The 20944-nt window shown below is 31.4% G+C and carries 17 protein-coding genes and 1 rRNA gene; all 18 read left to right on the top strand.

Annotated elements, in window-relative coordinates; genetic code table 11:
* Window positions 1–2 precede the first annotated feature (2 nt).
* Window positions 3–953 carry a DNA-binding protein WhiA gene (gene whiA / locus C4R78_RS02770; RefSeq protein WP_103895573.1) on the top strand — a complete coding sequence of 317 codons (951 nt, stop codon included), beginning with the start codon at window positions 3–5 and terminating at the stop codon, window positions 951–953.
* Window positions 954–964: 11 nt separating this feature from the next.
* Window positions 965–2272: a DRTGG domain-containing protein gene (locus C4R78_RS02765; protein WP_103895572.1), complete on the top strand. Its 1308-nt coding sequence runs from the start codon at window positions 965–967 to the stop codon at window positions 2270–2272.
* Window positions 2273–2276: 4 nt separating this feature from the next.
* Window positions 2277–5747 carry a DNA polymerase III subunit alpha gene (locus tag C4R78_RS02760; protein WP_103895571.1) on the top strand — a complete coding sequence of 1157 codons (3471 nt, stop codon included), beginning with the start codon at window positions 2277–2279 and terminating at the stop codon, window positions 5745–5747.
* A gap of 231 nt (window positions 5748–5978) precedes the next feature.
* Complete coding sequence (gene pfkA / locus C4R78_RS02755; protein WP_103895570.1) at window positions 5979–6941, top strand: 6-phosphofructokinase; 963 nt, start codon at window positions 5979–5981, stop codon at window positions 6939–6941.
* A 12-nt stretch (window positions 6942–6953) separates the two neighbouring features.
* Complete coding sequence (pyk, locus tag C4R78_RS02750; RefSeq protein WP_103895569.1) at window positions 6954–8711, top strand: pyruvate kinase; 1758 nt, start codon at window positions 6954–6956, stop codon at window positions 8709–8711.
* Between the two features lie 135 nt (window positions 8712–8846).
* Window positions 8847–10214: a 23S rRNA (uracil(1939)-C(5))-methyltransferase RlmD gene (gene rlmD / locus C4R78_RS02745; protein WP_103895568.1), complete on the top strand. Its 1368-nt coding sequence runs from the start codon at window positions 8847–8849 to the stop codon at window positions 10212–10214.
* A 244-nt stretch (window positions 10215–10458) separates the two neighbouring features.
* Window positions 10459–11439 carry a sulfurtransferase gene (locus C4R78_RS02740; protein WP_103895567.1) on the top strand — a complete coding sequence of 327 codons (981 nt, stop codon included), beginning with the start codon at window positions 10459–10461 and terminating at the stop codon, window positions 11437–11439.
* Between the two features lie 76 nt (window positions 11440–11515).
* A complete protein-coding gene (locus C4R78_RS02735) occupies window positions 11516–13327 on the top strand; it encodes an FAD-dependent oxidoreductase (protein ID WP_103895630.1) in 1812 nt (603 codons plus the stop codon).
* Complete coding sequence (locus C4R78_RS02730) at window positions 13308–14093, top strand: heterodisulfide reductase-related iron-sulfur binding cluster (protein WP_207654266.1); 786 nt, start codon at window positions 13308–13310, stop codon at window positions 14091–14093. The genes C4R78_RS02735 and C4R78_RS02730 overlap by 20 nt, the downstream gene beginning before the upstream one ends.
* Before the next feature lie 13 nt (window positions 14094–14106).
* Window positions 14107–14787: a TVP38/TMEM64 family protein gene (locus C4R78_RS02725; RefSeq protein ID WP_103895566.1), complete on the top strand. Its 681-nt coding sequence runs from the start codon at window positions 14107–14109 to the stop codon at window positions 14785–14787.
* 11 nt (window positions 14788–14798) lie between these two features.
* Window positions 14799–16031, top strand: a complete 1233-nt coding sequence (locus C4R78_RS02720) for an ABC transporter substrate-binding protein (protein ID WP_103895565.1) — start codon at window positions 14799–14801, stop codon at window positions 16029–16031.
* Entirely contained in the window at window positions 16015–16887 is an 873-nt protein-coding gene (locus tag C4R78_RS02715; protein WP_103895564.1) for an ABC transporter permease, read from the top strand. Before C4R78_RS02720 ends, C4R78_RS02715 begins: the two co-directional genes overlap by 17 nt.
* Window positions 16888–16906: 19 nt before the next feature.
* Complete coding sequence (locus C4R78_RS02710) at window positions 16907–17695, top strand: ABC transporter permease (RefSeq protein ID WP_103895563.1); 789 nt, start codon at window positions 16907–16909, stop codon at window positions 17693–17695.
* Window positions 17696–17710: 15 nt separating this feature from the next.
* Complete coding sequence (locus C4R78_RS02705; RefSeq protein ID WP_103895562.1) at window positions 17711–18724, top strand: ABC transporter ATP-binding protein; 1014 nt, start codon at window positions 17711–17713, stop codon at window positions 18722–18724.
* A gap of 10 nt (window positions 18725–18734) precedes the next feature.
* Entirely contained in the window at window positions 18735–19322 is a 588-nt protein-coding gene (locus C4R78_RS02700) for a CDP-alcohol phosphatidyltransferase family protein (RefSeq protein WP_103895561.1), read from the top strand.
* A 99-nt stretch (window positions 19323–19421) separates the two neighbouring features.
* Window positions 19422–19703 carry an alpha-helical endospore appendage domain-containing protein gene (locus C4R78_RS02695; RefSeq protein ID WP_103895560.1) on the top strand — a complete coding sequence of 94 codons (282 nt, stop codon included), beginning with the start codon at window positions 19422–19424 and terminating at the stop codon, window positions 19701–19703.
* 58 nt (window positions 19704–19761) lie between these two features.
* The gene (locus tag C4R78_RS09445; protein WP_207654265.1) at window positions 19762–20433 is read left to right on the top strand and encodes an alpha-helical endospore appendage domain-containing protein; all 672 of its coding nucleotides are present in this window, start codon (window positions 19762–19764) and stop codon (window positions 20431–20433) included.
* Window positions 20434–20765: 332 nt separating this feature from the next.
* A 16S ribosomal RNA gene (locus tag C4R78_RS02685) occupies window positions 20766–20944 on the top strand; the annotation flags it as partial.

Below are 20944 nucleotides of genomic sequence, written 5' to 3'. Positions count from 1 at the left end.
AGGTGTCTTTTTCATCAGAAGTAAAAAATGAATTAAGTAGGATAATTGAAGAAAAAAATTGCTGTCAAATTGCTGAACTTGCAGCTATAATAAGGTTAAGTGGAATTATTAATATAAATGCAAAGCAAGGTTTAAGTTTTAAGATAAATACTGAAAATCCGGCTACTGCAAGAAAAATATTTTCTTTGTTAAAAACTTTGTTTGAAGTTCATGCAGATATATTAGTTAAAAAGAATAATATTTTGAAAAAAAATAATGTATATTGTATTGTTGTAACTTCGGAAATGAATTCTAGTGAAATATTGAAAAAGGTAGGTATTTTAAAGGAACTTCAGGATGGTTCTATAGGTTTTAATAATAAAATAAATGGAGATTTGATAAAAAGAAGTTGTTGTAAAAAGGCTTTTTTAAGGGGAGCCTTTTTAGCAGCAGGTTCTATAAGCAATCCTGAAAAAACGTATCATTTAGAGTTTGTATCTAATAATCAAGAGCTTGCGGAAGAAATAATGAAACTATTAAATTCTTTTGATTTAGGTGCGAAAATAATTTTAAGAAAAAATAATTATGTTGTTTATATAAAGGAAGGGGATAAGATTATAGACCTTTTGAATATAATAGGGGCTCACAATGCACTGCTTCAATTAGAAAATGTTAGAATATATAAAGAGATGAGAAACAATGTAAATAGGCTTGTAAATTGTGAAACTGCTAACTTAAATAAAACTGTTAATGCAGCGGTAAGACAAATTGAATCAATAAAATTGATACAAGAAAAGATAGGGCTAAAAAAGCTTCCTCCTAATTTACGAGAAATTGCAGAACTTAGATTAAAGTATCCAGATATATCTCTAAAGGAGCTAGGCCAGATGTTAAATCCTCCTTTAGGCAAATCAGGAGTAAACCATAGATTAAGGAAAATTGAAAAAATTGCAGAAGAACTTAAGGACGAATAGGAGCTGGTTATATGACAAAGCATGAAGAAATTATCAAATATATTGAAGGTTTAAAGTTAGGAACGAAAATATCAGTTAGGGCTATTGCAAGTGAACTTAAAGTAAGCGAAGGGACAGCATACAGGGCTATAAAAGATGCTGAAAATTTGGGACTTGTTAGTACTATTCCAAGGGTTGGAACAGTAAGGATAGAAAAAGTGACAAAAAGAAACATTGAAAAATTAACCTATGCAGAAGTTGTCAACATTGTAGATGGTCAGGTTTTAGGGGGAAAGGAAGGGCTTTATAAAACTTTAAATAAATTTATTATTGGTGCAATGACTTTAGATGTTATGGAAAAATATATAACTCCAGGTAACCTTTTGATTGTAGGAAATAGAGAAGATGCACAAAAATTGGCCCTTGATAAGGGTTGTGCTGTTTTAATTACAGGAGGATTTTCCTGTAGTGAAGAAATCAAACGGTATGCTAATGAAAAGCAACTTCCTATTATATCATGTGTTTATGATACCTTTACGACAGCATCTTTAATAAATAAAGCTTTATCTGAAATTTTAATAAAGAAAGATATTATATTAGTTGAGGATGTTATGGATACAGAAATAGATTTTATATTAATTGATGATAATGTAAAGAAGGCAAGGGATTTGTTAAAAAATGTTAAATATGATATTTTACCTGTTCTAGATGAAAACAACAAACTCGTTGGAGTAGTTTCATTAAAGGATATTCTGGATGAAGAACTTGATGATGAAAAAATATCTAAGTTTATGAATAAAAACGTTGTATTTGTAACTCCTAAAATGTCGGTAGCCTATGCTGCCCATTTGTCAATTTGGGAGGGGGTAAAATATATTCCGGTAGTTGATGGTAAAAAGTTTGTTGGAATGATAAGTAAACAAGATATAGTTGCAGCTTTACAGCAGGTAAGTGGACAACCTAAGTTAGCTGAAACGATAGATGACATGGTAACAAGACATTTTAAAGGTGAAGAAATAGATAATGGGTTTAGGTATAAAGGGAAAATTGTCCCAGAGATGTTAAGTCCACTAGGAACTGCAAGCTGGAATACTTTAACTTTAATTATGTCTACTTTAGGTTCTATGGCATTAAAACAGAATAATAACATAAATATTTCAGTTGATTCCTTTGCGGTATATTTTATAAGGCCTGCTCAATTGGATACAGAAGTTCAAGTTGAAGTTAAATATATAGACAGCAGCAGACATTACTCAAAGGTTGAAATAGAAATGATGTCAGAGAGTAACAAAGAAGTAATAGGTAAAGCTCTTTTGAGTGCAAAAATATTTAGAAAGTAGGTGAATGAAGATGAGCTTTGTTCATCTTCATGTTCATACGGAGTATAGTTTATTGGATGGTTCATCAAGAATAGAAGATGTTGTAAAAAGGGCAAAGGAACTTAACATGCCTGCTCTTGCTATAACTGATCATGGTGCTATGTATGGGGTTATAGAGTTTTACAAGGCATGTAAAGAAAATGGCATAAAGCCCATTTTAGGGTGCGAAGTATATGTAGCTCCAAGAAGGATGACGGATAAAGTAGCAGGAATAGATAATAATTATTATCATTTGGTTTTACTTGCAAAAAATAATGAGGGATATAAAAATTTAATGAAAATAGTATCAAAGGCAGCCTTAGAAGGATTTTATTATAAACCAAGGGTTGACAAGGAGCTTTTAAAAGAGTATTCTTCTGGACTTATTGCATTATCTGCTTGTCTTGCAGGAGAGGTTCAGGATTTGATTTTAAAGGGTAGATATGATGAAGCTAAAAATAAGGCTTTAGAGTATGAAACTATATTTGGTAAAGGTAATTTTTATTTAGAGCTTCAGGATCATGGTATTGAAGAACAAAAAATTGTTAATAAAAAGCTTATAAGTTTGTCAAAGGAAACAGGTATTCCTTTAGTTGCAACTAACGACGTTCATTATGTAAATAAAGAAGATGCAAGGGCTCATGAAATACTTTTATGTATCCAAACTGGAAAGACTATTGAAGATGAGGATAGATTAAAGTTTCCTACCGATGAATTTTATTTAAAATCTAAAGAGGATATGATAAAACTTTTTGAATTTATTCCTGAAGCTTTAGAAAATACTTTAAGAATTGCTGATATGTGTAATGTTGAATTAGAGTTTAACAAGCCTAAGCTCCCTAAATTTGATACTCCTGATGGTAAAGATGCAAGTGCTTTTTTAAGGGAATTATGCTTTAAAGGTTTATATGAGAGATATAAAAATCCTTCTAAAGAAGTTATAGATAGACTAAATTATGAACTTGAAGTTATTGAAAAAATGGGATATGTTGATTATTTCTTAATAGTTTGGGATTTTATAAGATTTGCAAGGGAAAACAATATTATGGTAGGTCCAGGAAGAGGTTCTGCAGCAGGGTCCCTTGTAGCTTATACTTTAGGCATTACAAAGATAGATCCTATTAAATATAATCTTCTCTTTGAAAGATTTTTAAATCCTGAAAGGGTTAGCATGCCAGATATAGATTCTGATTTTTGTTATGAAAGAAGACAGGAAGTTATAGATTATGTTTTTAAAAAATATGGAAAGGATAGGGTATCTCAAATAATAACCTTTGGAACGATGGCTGCAAGGGCTGTTATAAGGGATGTTGGAAGAGCTTTAAATTATCCTTATGCAGAAGTTGATGCAATTGCTAAGATGATTCCAATGGAACTTGGAATGACCATAGACAGGGCGTTAGAGATTAATCCTGAACTTAAGAAGCAATATGAAAACGATGATAGAGTAAAAAATTTAATTGATATTGCTCGTTCTTTAGAAGGACTTCCAAGACATGCATCAACTCATGCTGCAGGAGTGGTTATATCATCTGAACCTCTGGTGGAGTTTGTTCCTTTGACTAAAAATGAAGATACAATAACGACCCAGTTTCCTATGACCATTTTAGAGGAGCTTGGGCTTTTAAAAATGGACTTTTTAGGTTTAAGAACTCTTACTGTATTAAGGGATACAATTGACTTAGTTTACAAAAATAAAGGTATAAAGATAGATTTAGATAAAATTGATTTTGATGATAAAAACGTTTATGAAATGATAAGCCAAGGAAAAACAGAAGGTGTATTTCAGCTTGAATCTTCAGGTATGACTAATTTTATGAAGGAGTTAAAGCCTAGCAATCTTGAAGATATAATAGCGGGAATTTCTTTATACAGGCCTGGACCTATGGATCAGATTCCGGAGTATATTAAAAATAAAAACAATCCTGAAGAAATAAAGTATATTGATGAAAAATTAAAGCCTATACTTGATGTAACTTATGGATGTATAGTTTATCAAGAACAGGTTATGCAGATAGTAAGGGATATTGCAGGATACTCTTTAGGAAGATCAGACCTTGTAAGAAGGGCTATGGCTAAGAAGAAACACGATGTAATGGAAAAAGAAAGACAAAACTTTATTTATGGTTTAACTGATGATGATGGTAACATAATTGTTCCTGGAGCTTTAAGAAACGGGGTAAGTCTTGAAGTGGCAAATGAGATATTTGATATAATGATGGATTTTGCAAGTTATGCCTTTAACAAATCCCATGCAGCAGCATATGCAGTTGTAGCTTATCAAACTGCATATTTAAAAAGATATTACCCTGTTGAATTTATGACTGCGCTTTTAACAAGCGTTAGGGGAAACATTGATAAGGTTGCCTTTTACATCAATGCCTGCAAAAAAATGAATATTATGGTTTTGCCTCCAGATATAAATAAAAGTTTCGAAAACTTTTCTGTTGAAGGAGATAAAATAAGGTTTGGATTGGTTGCAATAAAAAATGTTGGACAAGGAGCTATAAAATCTATAATAGAAGCTAGAAAAAAAGGTGGAGAATTTTTAAGTTTTAGGGATTTTTGTGAAAGGGTAAATCTTTCAGAGGTAAATAAAAAGACAATAGAAAGCTTAATAAAAGCAGGAGCTTTTGATAGTTTAGGGTTAAAAAGGTCAGTTCTTATGAGCAACTATGAAAGAGTAATTGATTCAATACTAAATGAAAAAAAACAAGTTATAGATGGACAAATAGGATTTTTTCAAAGCAATTTAACTGATTTTAAAAAAGATGATTTTAAGGATATAGAAGAGTTTGACAAAAAATATCTTCTTGCTATGGAAAAAGAAATGTTAGGCCTTTATATAAGCGGTCATCCATTGGAGGATTATGAAAGACAGCTTGACGTTTTAACAAATACAAAAATTTCTGATATTTATTCCATTAGCACAGAAGATCATGATAAAATAGATATAAAAGTTCATGATGGACAAAAAGTTATAATAGGTGGAATTATAACAGATGTTAGTATAAAACCAACAAGGAATAACGAAATAATGGCTTTTATCAAAGTAGAGGATATGCATGGAAATATAGAAGTTTTAGTTTTTCCTAAGATATATCAAAAATCAAGCAAAATTATTTATGAAGATAACATAGTTATTATTCAAGGTAGGGTATCAATAAAAGAAGAAGAACAGCCTAAAATAATAGCTGAGGAGATTGAACCATTAAAACTATATGAAAGAGCTATAAACAAGTTATTTATAAGATTAGATGATTCTAATTGGAGAAAACAAATAGAAAAGATAAAGCCAATATTAATAAAATATAAGGGTGTTTCTCCTATTTACGTTGTTTTAAGAAATTCAAAACAAAAATTTATGGCTTCAAGGGAGCTTTGGGTTGATGTAAACGATGAACTTTTAAATTATTTAAAATTAGAATTGGGAGAGGAAAATGTAAAACTAGTATAACTGTTTTTAGCAGTTATACTAGTTTTTAAAAATAAAATATGTTAAAATTACTTAAAAGTATTGATTTTATATACAAAGTAAAATAAAATATTTACTTGTCTAGGTAGGCATAAAGTTTTGTAAAATGGGAAAAATAATAAGGCTACATATACTTATATAGCTTTGATAAGCTAAATTTATTTTATACTTGTGGGACAAAGCATGTCCCATATGGACAAAGGGGGTAAATTTATGAGAACAATTGGTGTTTTGACAAGCGGTGGAGATGCACCAGGAATGAATGCGGCTATAAGGGCAGTTGTAAGGACAGGGCTTAATAAAGGCTTAAAAGTTATGGGAATACAAAGAGGATATAATGGAATAATAAATGGTGAAATATTTGAAATGGATTCTTCTTCTGTTTCAGACATAATACATAGGGGAGGAACTATACTTAGAACAGCAAGAAGCGAAGAATTTAGAACTGAAGAAGGTAGAAAAAAGGCTTATAATGTGTTAAAGGTTTTTGGTATAGAAGGTTTAGTTGTTATAGGTGGAGACGGTTCCTTCACAGGTGCTATGAAGCTTGCAAATGAGTTTGGAGTTAAAGTTGTAGGTATTCCTGGAACTATTGATAATGATTTAGCTTATACAGATTATACAATAGGCTTTGATACAGCTGTAAACACTGTTTTAGATGCTATTAATAAGTTGCGTGATACTTCTACATCCCATGAAAGGGTATCTGTAGTTGAAGTTATGGGAAGACATTGTGGAGATATTGCTTTATATGCTGGGCTTGCAGGTGGAGCTGAAAGCATAATAATTCCAGAACAACCTTTTGATTTTGATGAGCTTTGTAGAAATATAATACAAAGCAAAGCAAGAGGAAAGATGCACAATCTAATAGTTCTTGCAGAAGGTGTAGGTGGAGCTGAAGAACTTGCAAGGAGAATAGAAGAAATAACAGGAATTGAAGCAAGGGCAACAAAGCTTGGACATATTCAAAGGGGTGGAAGTCCAACAGCTTTTGATAGAATTCTTGCATCAAAAATGGGGGCAAGGGCTGTTGAACTTTTACTTGAAGGAAAAAGTAAAAGAGCGGTAGGAATTAAAGACGGAAAGATTATTGATGTTGATATAGAAGAAGCGCTTTCAATGAAAAAAGAAAGCGATTCATATATGTATGAACTTTCAAAAATAATATCAATGTAAGGGGTTGAAAGTATGAGAAAAACAAAGATAGTTTGTACGATAGGACCTGCTAGTGAAAGCGAAGAAATGCTAAGAAAGCTTATTGAAGCAGGAATGAATGCTGCAAGACTTAATTTTTCCCATGGAAACCATGAAGAACATGGAAAAAGAATACAGCTTATTAAAAAAATAAGAGAAGAGTTAGGAAAACCAATAGCTATTATTCTAGATACTAAAGGACCAGAAATACGAACAGGAAAGTTTAAAGATGGCAAGGTTGAGCTTGTAGAAGGTCAAAAGTTTATAATAACTACAAGACAGGTTGAAGGAGATAATACTATTTGTTCTGTAACTTATGAAAAGCTTCATGAAGATGTAAAGCCTGGAGATACTATACTTATAGATGACGGTTTAATTGGACTTTTAGTTGAAAAAATTGAGGGTCAAGACATTCATTGTAAAGTTTTAAACAGTGGTCCAGTTGGAAATCATAAGGGAGTTAACGTTCCAAATGTAAAGATTAATCTTCCTGCTTTAACTCAAAAGGATATAGATGATATAAAGTTTGGTATTGAAATGGGAATAGATATAATTGCAGCTTCATTTGTAAGAAAGCCTTCAGATATAATAGAAATAAGAAAAGTATTAGAAAAGTATGGAGGAAACAATATTCAAATAATTGCCAAAATTGAAAATCAAGAAGGTCTTGATAATATAGATGAGATATTAAAGCTTGCAGATGGTGTCATGGTTGCTCGTGGTGACTTAGGAGTTGAAATACCAGCAGAAGAAGTTCCTTTAGTTCAAAAGATGATAATTGAAAAGGCAAATAAAGCAGGAAAACCAGTTATTACAGCAACTCAAATGCTTGATTCAATGATTAGGAATCCAAGACCAACAAGGGCAGAGGTTACAGACGTTGCTAATGCTATATTTGATGGAACAGATGCTATAATGTTAAGTGGAGAAACTGCAAATGGTAAATATCCGCTTGAAGCTGTAAAAATGATGGCAAAAATAGCAGAAAGAGCAGAAGCTGCTTTACATTATGATATGATTCTTGAAAAAAGAGCAAAACAAAGATTAAATACTGTTCCAGACGCTATAAGCCTTGCAACAGTAACTGCAGCAACTGAACTAAATGCCTCAGCTATTATTACAGCGACACAATCAGGATATACAGCAAGGATGGTTTCAAAGTATAGACCAAAGTGTAAGATAATAGCAGCAACCCATTATGAATGCGTTGCAAGAAAATTATCAATAGTATGGGGAGTATATCCTATTGTTGCACCAAAGATGGATTCTGCAGATGCTGTAATGGATATATCAGTTAAAGAGGCTGTAAACAAAGGACTTGTTGAAAAGGGAGACTTAGTAGTTATTGCAGCAGGTGTTCCTGTAGGATATACTGGAACAACAAATATGATGAAGGTCTCAATAGTGGGGGACACTTTAGTTCAAGGAAAGGGAGTTGGAGATATAACTTACGGTCCAGCATGTGTTATTTTAAACAATGAAGAAATCAACGAAGTTCTTGAAACAGGAAACATACTAGTAGTTAAGGATTTAAGCAAAGAACATCTACAACCAGTATTAGAAAGAGCTGCAGGTGTTGTTGTTGAGGAAGGAAGTTTAACAAACGATGCAGTGGTTGAATGTATAAATAATGGAATTCCTGTAATTGTTGGTGCAAAAGAAGCAACAAAGATTATAAAGCACGGAGCTCTTATAACTATACTTCCAAGAAATGGAATGGTATTTAGCGGAAAAGCTAATATAACTGCATGAATAAAACTTTGAACTTTGGAAATAATTAATTATGAAGTGGCAACTGATTCTATTATCGCACACCGTAAGGTGTGCCTTTTTTTAATTTTAAAAATTTGATAAAATAATATAAAATTTACAATAAGGGTGATAGATATGGCTAAAAAACCAGTTGAACCTAATAAGCAGTATCAACTAGAAATAACAGGAATGGGATTTCAAGGGGAAGGCGTAGGAAGGATAGAAAACTTTGCTCTTTTTGTAAAAGGCGCTTTAAAGGGAGAAATGGTAAAGATTGAAGTTGAAAAGGTAAACAAAAATTTTGGTTTTGCAAAACTTATTGAAGTTATAAAGCCGTCGGAATTTAGAGTAAAGCCCTTATGTCCTGTTTATGAAGAATGTGGAGGATGTCAAATACAACATTTATGTTATAAAGGTCAACTTGAATATAAAACCGAAAGGGTTAAAGATGTCATAAAAAGAATAGGAAAACTTCAAGGGGTTAAAGTTCATGATACAATAGGTATGGACAACCCATATAGGTATAGAAATAAAGTTCAACTTCCTGTAAGAAAAGAAAATGGAAAGATAAAAATAGGATTTTTTAAGCAGGGAACCCATGATGTAATAGATGTTAAAGAATGTTTGATTCAAGATGAAATAGCTGACAAGGTAGTTAATTTAACAAGGAATTGGATAGAAAAATATTCGATACCACCCTATGATGAAAAAACAGGGGAGGGCCTCATAAGGCATATTATGATTAGAAAAGGTTTTAAAACTAATGAGGTAATGGTTGTTTTAGTAACTAATAAGTTGCAGGTTCCTTATATTAAAGAGTTTGTAGAAATTATGGTAGATAATATTGAGGGTATTAAAAGTATAGTTCAAAATATTAATTCTAGAATTACTAATGTAATTTTAGGAGAAGAAAATATAGTTCTTTGGGGACAAGATTATATTACGGATTATATAGGAAAGTTTAAGTTTAAGATTTCACCCCTTTCATTTTTTCAAGTAAATCCTGTTCAGACAAATGTTTTATATAACAAAGCTTTAGAGTATGCTGAACTTAATGGAAATGAAATTGTTTTTGATGCTTATTGTGGAACAGGAACTATTTCTTTATTTTTAGCTCAAAAAGCAAAAAAAGTTTATGGAGTTGAAATAGTTGAAGAAGCAGTTAAAAAAGCATGGGAAAATGCAAGGGAAAATAAGGTTGAAAATGTAGAATTTTTTATTGGTGAAAGCGAAAACATAATTCCTGATATTATAGACAAAGGTATAAGGCCTGATGTAGTAGTTGTTGATCCTCCAAGAAAAGGTTGTGGTGAAAAACTTCTCTACTCAATAGCAAAGGCAAAGCCTAAAAGAATTGTTTATGTATCCTGTGACCCATCAACCCTTGCAAGGGATTTAAATATACTAGATGCTTTAGGTTATAAAACTATTGAAGTTCAACCTGTTGATATGTTCCCTCAAACTGCTCATGTGGAATGTGTTGCAAAACTTGATAAAAGTTAAAAATCCTCCAAAAGGAGGATTCTTTTTTATATAAATAGATATTATTTTAACAAATCTCGACATTTAAGTCAGAATTTTTACATATAAAAATAAGGTTATACATACTTTACATAGGTATACAATTATTTCAAATATTTGTTGACACAAGTTTTAAGATATGATATATTACTAAGTAGAGGTAAGTGGTTTAAGTAGTTTAATAATTAACAAACTATATGTTAATATTTTGTTAGGGGGGATTATTATGGAAAAGAACAACAAAATACTTGCTATTATCTTAGCAATTATACTTGTTCTACTTGGGGGGTATTTTGGATATCGCAAGATGTTTGGAGTTCAAAAGGTAGTAGTAGATAGCTCAGAACAAGGCAAGAAAATATCGCAATATGCAAATCCTGATGCTTTTATAACTCCATATCAATTAAAACAGCTTATGGATAAAAAAGCAGATGTTGTAGTTATTGGTGCTCTTGATCCTAAAAAAGGGGATCCAGCAATTGCAGGTTCATTTACAGTTTGGAGACCAGATTATTCCGCTAAAGAAGGAGCCTATCCATTTGGTGGAATGAGATGTAGTGTAGAAGAAATGGAAGCTCTTCTTTCTAAGTTTGGTGCAACTCCAAAATCTACTATAGTTGTATATGCTTCAAATAATCACCATGATGCTGCAAGATTGTGGTGGCAAATAAAAATGTTAGGACATAAAGATGTTCGCTATTTAGATGGTGGATTAAATGCTTGGATAGGAGCAGGATACCCAACAGGCAATGCAAATCCTAAGGTAACTCCAACTAATTATAAGGCACCTAATCCATCAGAGGAATTATTAGCTAAGTTTGATGATGTAGTAGCGGCTATGAACAAAAAGGATGCAGTAATTCTTGATGTTCGCAGCGAAGATGAGGAAAAAGGTAGGATAACAGAGAAAGGAGCTTTTGGTCCAGGAAAAATTGCTGGAGCTCAATGGATTGAATGGAAAAATGCTTTAAATGAAGATACTACCTTAAAGTCAATAGATGAGCTTAAAAAGATATATGGTCATTTAGAAGGTAAAGAAATTATAACTTATTGTCAGTCAGGTGTTCGCAGTGCTCATACATTTTTTGTATTAACTCAAGCATTAGGATATAAAAATGTAAAGAATTATGATGGTTCTTGGATTGAATGGAGTTATGAACATTATCAAAAGAATAATCCTTCAGCTAAAATAGAAAATGGCAAATAATTTGTTTAGTTTAACCTAACCATTAATGGTTAGGTTAAACTTTAATTTTATAAATTAAAAGGAGAGGATGATGGGGTTGAATAGAGTAATTTTTAGCGATAGCGTTTTAAATGATGCTAAAAAGATAGTAAGCGAATGTATGGGATTAGAAGATGCATATTGTAAAAGTAGATGTCCTATGGGGACAGATGTAAAAAAATATATTAATTTGATAGCGCAAAAAAGATATGATGAGGCAATTAAGGTTATAAGGGAGAAACTTTTTTTACCTCAAACTCTTGGAAGGATATGTGCTCATCCCTGTGAAAAAGAATGTAGAAGGGGAAAAGAGTTTAATCAACCTCTAGCTATTGCGGCTTTAAAACGTTTTGTAGCTGAAAAGGCTGATAAAGAAGAATTTTGGGATTTAAAAGTTGATTCTGATACAGGTAAAAAAGTAGCTATAATAGGAGCAGGACCAGCAGGTGCTCAAGCTGCTATAGATCTTAGGAAAAGAGGACATTCAGTAACTATTTTTGATAAATTAAATGTTGTAGGTGGAATGATGAGGGTAGGAATCCCTGAATATAGACTTCCAAGGCATATTATAGACTATGAATATAGCTATTTGTATAAACTTGGCATTGAATTTAAATTAGGCGTAGAAATAGGAAAGGATATAAAATTTAAAGATCTTTTGGAAAATTATGATGCTGTTTTGATTGCCCATGGTGCCCATAAAGGAAATATAATACCCATTCCAGGAAATACAGCAGAAGGAGTATATACTGCTGTAGATTATTTAAAAGAAATAAGCCTTACAAGAAAAATTTCAAAGCCAGTTAAAAAAGTTATGGTAATTGGTGGCGGAGATGTTGCAATGGATTGTGCACGTTCCTCATGGAGAATAGGAGCAGAAGAAGTTTATCAGTGTTCTTTAGAAGGTTTTGATAGTCTGCCAGCTTCAAAGGAAGAAGTAAAGGAAGCCATAGAAGAAGGAGTCATTTTTAATGCAGGGTGGGGTCCAGTTGAGATCCTTGAAGAAAATGGTAAGGTAGTTGGTATAAAAATAAAAAAGGTGAAGTCAATTTTTGATGAAAAGGGACAATTTAATCCTCAGTATGAAGAGGAAACAAAAGTTATACAAGTAGATACTATAGTTATGGCTACAGGACAATTAGTAGAAGATATAACGGATGGTTTAATCCCTCAAACAAGTGGGGGAAGGTATGTGGTAGATAAAAATACTTTAGCAACAAATATAGATAAAGTTTTTGTAGCTGGTGATGCGGCAGGTAGCAGAATTGTAGTTGAGGCAATGGCTTTAGGACGTAAAGCAGCTATAAGCATAGATAGATTTTTGAACAATAAAAGTCTTACTGAAGATAGGGATTTTGAAAAAGAATGGTTTCATGAAACAAAATTAGATATTCCATTGCCAGAAGATGTTGAAGATATTCCAAGGCTTAGTCCTAATATGCGTCCTGCAGAAGAAAGAAAACGTGATTTTAATGAGGTAGATCTTGGATTTACAGAAGAACAAGCGGTTAAAGAAGCTTCTCGTTGTTTAAAGTGTGAATGTAAGTTATGTATGAAAGAATGTATAATGATGAACGAATTTGGTTCTTGTCCTAAAGAGATATTAGAGCCTTTAGCTAAGCATGGAACTATGGAACCAATTATTGCATATTCTTGCAACGGTTGTGATAATTGTACAATTGTTTGCCCAAAGCAACTACCAATGAAAAATGTATTTATATCTTCTAGAAAGGATTTTGTAAAAGCCAACAATGGAGAATCTCCAATTAAGGGACATGCTGCAATAAAAATGCATCAATTACTTGGATTTAGTAAGTTATTTACTATAAAAGTTCGTGGAGGGAAAAAGAATGACTATAAAGATAGATAAAAATAAATGTTATGGATTTATGGCAGGATGTAGTTTACCATCATATAGCCCCTATGGGGTTATAAAAACTATAGAATATTTAAACTCTATATTTCCTAACTTTGCAGTTATCCAAAAGTGTTGTGGTAAACCTACAAAAGCTATAGGACAGTATGAGCTTTTTAAGGAAAGATTTCAAAGCCTTCAAAAGGATATAGATGATTTGAAAATAGATGAGATGATAGTAGCTTGTCAAAGCTGTAAAGTAACTTTTGATGAAGCAAGCCCTACTCCTACTCATTCTCTCTGGGAAATTTTCCCTATAATTGGACTTCCACAAGAGGTAAGAGGGAAAGCAAAGAATAGTGATGTGGTATTTACTATACATGATTCGTGTTCTACAAGATATATGAAGGAACTTCAAGATGGAATAAGATGGATTTTGGAAGAGTTGGGTTATAAATACATTGAATCAAAGTACTCTAGAGAAAAAACTAGATGTTGTGGATTTGGAGGAATGGTTGTTCCTGCTAACCCTGAAGTTGCTAAAAAAGTTATGAAAAGGAGAGTTGAAACTTTAGACAGTGAATATGTTGTAACTTATTGTGCAGCATGTCGTTCATCTATACTTCAAGGTGGAGCAAAGGCTTGGCATATATTAGACTTGATCTGGGGTCCTGTTGTTTATTCAAATAACCTTCCTCCAAGCGATGTTTTAGCATCGCCTATTAAGGCTTGGATTAACCGTTATAAAGCGAAGATGGGTATAAAAAATGCTTTAAAATAATGGGGGGAAAACTATGAATAAAAAGTTAAAAACTTTTATATTGGTTTTTGTATTAGCAGTAACATTTTATGTAATATATTCTACTGGTTTAATTAATACCCTTAAGGATCTTAATAAGTTTAGGCAATTAATAGAAAGTGCCGGTGCATGGGGTTATATAATTTATATTTTAGTGTTTATAATAACAGCAGTTTTTTCATTGCCAGCTAGTGTAGTTACTATTGGAGGAGGTATAATATTTGGTCCAATTTTAGGTGCAATATTAGCTTTAATTGGTTCAACCATAGGTGCTGTGGCTGCTTTTTTAGTTGCAAGATATTTGGCAAGAGATTTTATTGTAGAAAAATTTGGTGATAATCCAATTTTTAAAAAGATTGAAGCTGGTGTTGAGAAAAATGGAAGGGATTTCTTGATTCTTACGCGTTTGGTTCCTATTTTCCCATATAATATCCAAAATTATGCCTATGGTATTACTAATATAAATCTTATTACTTATACAGTTATTTCATTTATTACTATGGCGCCAGGAGCTTTTGTATATGCATACATGGCAGGTGAAATTGCAAAGAATGGAGTAACAACATCCTTATTTATTAAATTGCTAGTTGCTGGTATAATATTGTTTGGTGTATCACAAATTCCTAAAATATTTGCAAAAAAGAAGGGAATAGATTTAGAATCTTTAAAGGACTAAAGGAGGGTAATATGAAACTTAGGATATTAGGATTTTTAATAATTTTAAGTATGGTTTTTAATATTGGGTGTTCTAAAAAAGTGGAAGAGGATATATCAAATAAAACTTGGGATGAAATTTTAAAGTTAGCTAATGGAACAAAGGTTACCTTTTATGGTTGGGGTGGAGATGAAAATATAAATAGGTGGCTTGATAATGTAGTTGCTAAAGAGCTTAAGGAAAAGTATAACATAACTTTAGAAAGAGTTCCTATGCTGCCAGATGAGTATTTGCCTAAATTACTTAATGAAAAGCAAGCAGGTACTAAAGGAACTATTGATATAGTTTGGATTAATGGAGAAAATTTTTATAATGCTAAAAAACAAGGTTTATTATATGGCCCTTTTACAGACAAGCTACCAAATTTTAATAAGTATATAAATAAAAATTCCCCTGATGTAAAGTATGATTTTGGATATCCTATTGAAGGTTATGAAGCACCATATGGAAAAGCTCAAATGGTTTTCATAGGGGATACAGCTAAGCTAGATTATCTACCTAGGAATCATTTAGAACTTTTAGAGCTTGCTAAAAAATATAAAGGAAAAATTACTTATCCTGATGTATCTGATTTTACGGGTAGTGCTTTTGTAAGAAATATTATATATGACATAGTTGGGTATGAAAAATTTATTAATCTAGAACCAGATAAAGAAAAAGTAAGAAAAACTATACAACCAGCTTTAGATTATTTATTAGAATTAAAGCCTTATTTATGGCGTGAAGGTAAAACATATCCTTCTACTTTGGCACAACTTGATAATATGTTTGCAGATGGGGAAGTTTATATTACAATGAATTATACTCCTTTTCATGTTGTAACTAAAATTAAAGAAGGTTCTTTCCCTAAAACTGCTAAATCCTTTATTTTTGATAAGGGAACGATAGGGAATACTCATTTTTTAGCTATTCCTTTTAATGCACCTAATAAAGCAGGTGCTTTAGTGGTAATAAATCATATATTATCTCCTCAAATTCAAGCATCAAAGTATAATCCAGAAGTTTGGGGAGATTTGCCTGTAATTGAACCAGATTTATTAAATGACAAGGAAAAAGAGTTATTTAAAAATGTGGATTTAGGGGAAGGGGTTATACCTCAGGATATGTTATTAAAGCATCGTGTTCCTGAGATGAGAGCAGACCTTATTCCTATTATAGAATCCCTATGGAGGGAAGTTGTATTAGGAAATGGGAAGAATAATTAAATACTTTATGCCTTATATATTATTACTTCCAGTTTTATTGCTTATAGTTTTTATATTCATAGCAGGAATAATATTCGGGGCTTTACAAAGCCTTGGATATTTTCCTGCTATAGGTCTTAAAACTTTTACATTAAAGTATTATAAATATATTTTTAAGGATCCTAATTTTTTTTCATCTTTAAAGTTTAGTTTATATACATCTTTTGTTTCATCATTTTTAGCAGTTGTTGTAGGAGTTTTATTAGCATATTTTTTATTAGCTAATTCAAAAAAAGATCTGGGATTTTATAATGTTTATAAAATTCCAATTATAGTTCCGCATACTGTTGCGGCTCTTTTAGTTTTTGTATTATTTTCTCAAAGTGGATGGATAGCAAGAATATTATATAGATTAGGATTTATTCATAATATGACAGAGTTTTATCCTTTAGTATTTGATTCAAAGGGAATAGGAGTTATATTAGCATATATATGGAAAGGGGCTCCTTTTATTACTTTGATTACTTATGATATTTTAAAAAAGATAAATGATAGCTATTCGAAGGTAGCTTTAAATTTAGGGGCAAATTCTTTTCAGGTATTTTGGTATGTTTTATTACCATTGGCTCTGCCTACAATACTTTCAGGTTTTATAATAATTTTTGCTTTTTCTTTTGGGGCATTTGAAATTCCTTATCTTTTAGGACCGTCTAATCCAAAGGCATTGCCAGTTTTGGCATATATATACTATAAAAGTATTGATTTATTTGAACGACCATACGGTATGGTAATCAATATGTGCATTACTTTTTATTCTTTAATTATGGTAGTTTTATATGTTTTGGTTTTTCAGCTTATTAAAAAATATAAAATATAGTGGGTGAAAGAGTTAAAGTATGAAGGGTTTTTTAAAAAATTTTATTATTTTGGTATTAATTTTACCTCTTTTAATAATGTTTTTATGGAGTATAGTAAATTCTTGGCCATGGCCTTATATATTGCCTCAAGATATAAGTTTTAGGGCATTTTTGTATATTTTTGAACCTTCCACAAAGATATTTAGAATTTTAATAAATAGTATTTTGCTTTCTGCAATTGTAACATTTTTTACATTGCTGATTAGCTTACCAGCTGCAAAAGCATTAGCTTTTTATGATTTTAAAGGTAAATCCTTGGTAAAAGTTTTATTACTTCTTCCTTTAATTGTTCCAATTCTTTCGGTAGCTATGGGAATACACTTATCTTTTATACGTTTAGGTATTGCAAATACTTATTTGGGCGTAATATTAATTCATGTTATTCCAGGAATACCATATGGAGTTAAAATATTGCTAAATGTATTTGAATTAAATGGTAATAAAATGGAATTTCAAGCAAGAACTTTAGGAGCATCTAAGCTTCAAGTTTTAAGATACATTACGTTACCAATGATAATGCCTGGATTGATTGTTGCTGGTAGTATAATATATATTTCATCTTTTACTCAGTATTTTATAACTTTTTTAATTGGAGGAGGTAAAATAGTAACATATTCAATGGTTTTATTTCCATTTATAGAATCTGGAGATAGAACAATGGCATCGGCTTTAAGTGTAATTTTTGTTATAAATATTGGAATAGTTCTTTATATTTCCGAAAAATTAGTAGGTAACATTTATAAAAATAGCAGCAAATATTTTGTCTAGGTAGAGTGGTGAATTATGGCAAATATAAGGTTAATTGATATAAGTAAATCATATGGAAACAAAAAGATTTTAAAAGATATAAATCTTACAATTAATGAAGGTGAATTAATTGTATTGCTTGGGCCAAGTGGTTCAGGGAAAACTACGCTTCTTCATGGTATAGCTGGTATTATATCCTTTGATAAGGGACAAGTTTACTTTGATGAAGATCTGATAAATGATATTCCAATAGAAAAAAGAAATGCTGTGCTGGTTGATCAAAATTTATTGTTATTTCCACATATGACGGTTTATTCTAATATTGCTTTTGGATTAAAAATGAGGAAGGTTGATAAACGTATTATAGATAAAAAGGTAAGGGAACTTATTGATCTTATGGATTTAAAGGGACATGAAAATAAATATCCTAATGAATTATCAGGAGGACAAATGCAAAGAGTTGCTATAGCAAGGGCTTTAGCTGTAGAGCCAAAGGTTTTGTTATTAGATGAACCTTTTTCAAAATTAGATATAGTTTTAAGAAAAAACCTTCAGGAATTTGTTAAGAAACTTCAAAAAAAGTTAAATATTACTACAATAATGGTTACTCATGATAAAGAAGAAGCGCTTTTGATGGCTGATAAAATAGCTTTATTAATTGATGGTGAAATAAAACAATTTGATACTCCAATGAATATATATGAAAAACCAGTATCAATGGAAGTTGCTGAATTTTTTGGACCGGTAAATTATTTTAAAGGAAAAGTAGTAAATGGAATTTTTATTTCAAATATAGGGGAGTTTAAAGTAAACATTTATAATGATTCAAATATAATATTTATGTTTAGGCCAGAACAGATAATATTGACTGAAAAAGGAAATATAAAAGGGATTATTGTAAAAAAAGTATATTGTGGAGACAAAGTAAATTATTTAATTGATGTAAATGGACAAACAATAATTTGTTCTACTTTTCAAAAAAATTTGGATATAGGAAATAATGTAAGCATTTATTTAAATTTTAATGAAGCAGTTTATTTTTATTATTAGGAGGAATATTATGCTTGATACAAGGGCTAGAAGGTTTATACAGCCTATTTTTGAAAAGGTTGCTGACCTTTTTATAAAACTTAATTTAACCCCAAATCATGTTACTATACTAGCTCTAATTGTTGGTTTAGTTCCATCTTTGCTTATAATGTTAAATGTATCTAAATTTATTGTAGTTTTGTTTCTTTGGTTATCTGGTCTTTTGGATGCAGTGGATGGAACTTTGGCAAGAAAAACAAAGTTGTCTTCTCCTTTTGGAACAGTAATGGATATTACTTTTGACCGTTTGGTTGAAATTTCTTTAATAGTAGCACTAGCATTAAAATATTCTAGGTATCCTATATCTTTTATTGTTTTATCCTGTAGCATAATATTATCTATGACTATATTTTTAACAGTTGGTGCTGTATCTAATAAAAAAAGTGAAAAAACTTTTTATTATCAAGCTGGGCTTATGGAAAGAACAGAGGGGTTTATTATGTTTACGATAATGATTTTGATATCAAATTATGTTGATATAATATCCTTTATTTTTGCAATTATGATATTGTTTACAGCAATTCAAAGGTTCATAGAGGCTTATAATCATTTAGGGTAAGCAAAGGCTTACCCTTTTTTTAAATTACAATAATAAGGAACACTTTTATGCAAATATAATACTATGATATTAGAAAAGTTTTAAAAAGGGGGATTAGGTATGTCAATGCCAACAATTACTCCGGTTTCACAAGAGCAAGCTATTTCAGATCTACTTGAAACAATAGCACTTCAAGAAGCAGGTTTAGCTCATATAATTAATGCAGAAGGTGAAAAAATACAAGCTGCAGTAAGAAAAGAAGGTGTAACCATTGATGAACTATTAAAAGTTAACCAATCTGTGTCTGATGTTTTAACTAAAGTTATTAAAATGGAAATGATGCTAGAGTTTAAGTTAGAAGAAGTTAGTAAAATTACTCCGACAACTCCGCAAGCTCAATAATTAGCTGAATACAACAAGGATACTTCCTTGTTGTATTAAGATTTTGATGGTGATTTTTATGGCATTTTGCCCTAAAACGGTTACTTTTGCAGTTCCTTTTAACAACCCAACTGCAACTTATATAATTGAGTTTAAAGGAGTTACAGTGGAAAATGGGAATTCTACTTGGTGTTATGATGTTACAGTTATAGGTAATCCCGGATTAAGCCATTGGGATTTAGGTGTATTTAAGGAATGTAAAGAGCTACTTGAAGAAAAATTGATTTCTGTTAAAAGAAATGGAGTTGAACTTGTAAAGAACATTGGTTATGAGATTGGAGAATATGATGGAGTTTATGGAATAAAGTTTGAGATAGGTGTAGAGGATAAGGAAAGCCCTGTAACTTATTGTATAACTTTAAAAGGAATTTATGAAGCAACTGCCGTTGATGTGGCAGTAAAGGGTGGACCAACTACTGCACAAAAAAAGAAAGATGCCTTATGTGGCCCATCTTGTAAAGAAGTAAAAACTTCTTTTAGTTTGCTTGAAACAATAGCACTTCAAGAAGCCGGCTTAGCCCATGTAATCAATGCAGAGGCTGAAAAAATACAAGCGGTATTAGAAAAAGAAAATGTTACAATCGAAGATTTGTTACAAATAAATCAATCCGTATCAGATGTTTTAACTAAAGTTATTAAAATGGAAATGGTTTTACAGTTCAAGCTGCAGGACTTTAAAGGACTATCCTAAAAGGATAGTCCTTTAAAGTTTAGATTTAAAACTTATTAAGCAAAAGGTGGTTTAAAACAAGGTATATAAGTCCACACAACCCAGCGTGTCAGTATAAGAAATAAAGAGAAATAAAAAGATATAATAAGAAAAATAAATATAAACATGAAAAATAAGATTTAATTATTAAATTAGAATGTATTATCCATGCTAATATATACACTGTCGTTGCGAGGCGACGAAAAAAAGGTATTGACAAAGTAAGAGTAGCATGATAATATAAGTAATGCTGTTTGACCTTTGAAAACTGAACAGTGGCGAAGCGACCAGCATATAAATAGGAGTTAGGATTTAAACATAAGAGTTTGATCCTGGCTCAGGACGAACGCTGGCGGCGTGCCTAACACATGCAAGTCGAGCGGAGAGGCGAGGGGGTTTACTCCGAGCCTCTTAGCGGCGGACGGGTGAGTAACACGTGGGTAACCTACCCCAAGGAGGGGGATAACAGGTCGAAAGGCCTGCTAATACCGCA

The organism is Caloramator fervidus (assembly GCF_900108045.1).
Lineage (GTDB): Bacteria > Bacillota > Clostridia > Clostridiales > Caloramatoraceae > Caloramator > Caloramator fervidus.
Note: the sequence above shows the minus strand (reverse complement) of the source record. Positions and strands in the feature narration are given on the sequence as shown.

What these genes read in the sequence shown, in the direction of transcription:
- C4R78_RS02765 (WP_103895572.1), top strand. Translation starts at nt 965, where the DNA reads ATGACAAAGCATGAAGAAATTATCAAATATATTGAAGGTTTAAAGTTA.
- C4R78_RS02760 (WP_103895571.1), top strand. Translation starts at nt 2,277, where the DNA reads ATGAAGATGAGCTTTGTTCATCTTCATGTTCATACGGAGTATAGTTTA.
- pfkA (WP_103895570.1), top strand. Translation starts at nt 5,979, where the DNA reads ATGAGAACAATTGGTGTTTTGACAAGCGGTGGAGATGCACCAGGAATG.
- pyk (WP_103895569.1), top strand. Translation starts at nt 6,954, where the DNA reads ATGAGAAAAACAAAGATAGTTTGTACGATAGGACCTGCTAGTGAAAGC.
- rlmD (WP_103895568.1), top strand. Translation starts at nt 8,847, where the DNA reads ATGGCTAAAAAACCAGTTGAACCTAATAAGCAGTATCAACTAGAAATA.
- C4R78_RS02740 (WP_103895567.1), top strand. Translation starts at nt 10,459, where the DNA reads ATGGAAAAGAACAACAAAATACTTGCTATTATCTTAGCAATTATACTT.
- C4R78_RS02730 (WP_207654266.1), top strand. Translation starts at nt 13,308, where the DNA reads ATGACTATAAAGATAGATAAAAATAAATGTTATGGATTTATGGCAGGA.
- C4R78_RS02725 (WP_103895566.1), top strand. Translation starts at nt 14,107, where the DNA reads ATGAATAAAAAGTTAAAAACTTTTATATTGGTTTTTGTATTAGCAGTA.
- C4R78_RS02720 (WP_103895565.1), top strand. Translation starts at nt 14,799, where the DNA reads ATGAAACTTAGGATATTAGGATTTTTAATAATTTTAAGTATGGTTTTT.
- C4R78_RS02715 (WP_103895564.1), top strand. Translation starts at nt 16,015, where the DNA reads ATGGGAAGAATAATTAAATACTTTATGCCTTATATATTATTACTTCCA.
- C4R78_RS02710 (WP_103895563.1), top strand. Translation starts at nt 16,907, where the DNA reads ATGAAGGGTTTTTTAAAAAATTTTATTATTTTGGTATTAATTTTACCT.
- C4R78_RS02705 (WP_103895562.1), top strand. Translation starts at nt 17,711, where the DNA reads ATGGCAAATATAAGGTTAATTGATATAAGTAAATCATATGGAAACAAA.
- C4R78_RS02700 (WP_103895561.1), top strand. Translation starts at nt 18,735, where the DNA reads ATGCTTGATACAAGGGCTAGAAGGTTTATACAGCCTATTTTTGAAAAG.
- C4R78_RS02695 (WP_103895560.1), top strand. Translation starts at nt 19,422, where the DNA reads ATGTCAATGCCAACAATTACTCCGGTTTCACAAGAGCAAGCTATTTCA.
- C4R78_RS09445 (WP_207654265.1), top strand. Translation starts at nt 19,762, where the DNA reads ATGGCATTTTGCCCTAAAACGGTTACTTTTGCAGTTCCTTTTAACAAC.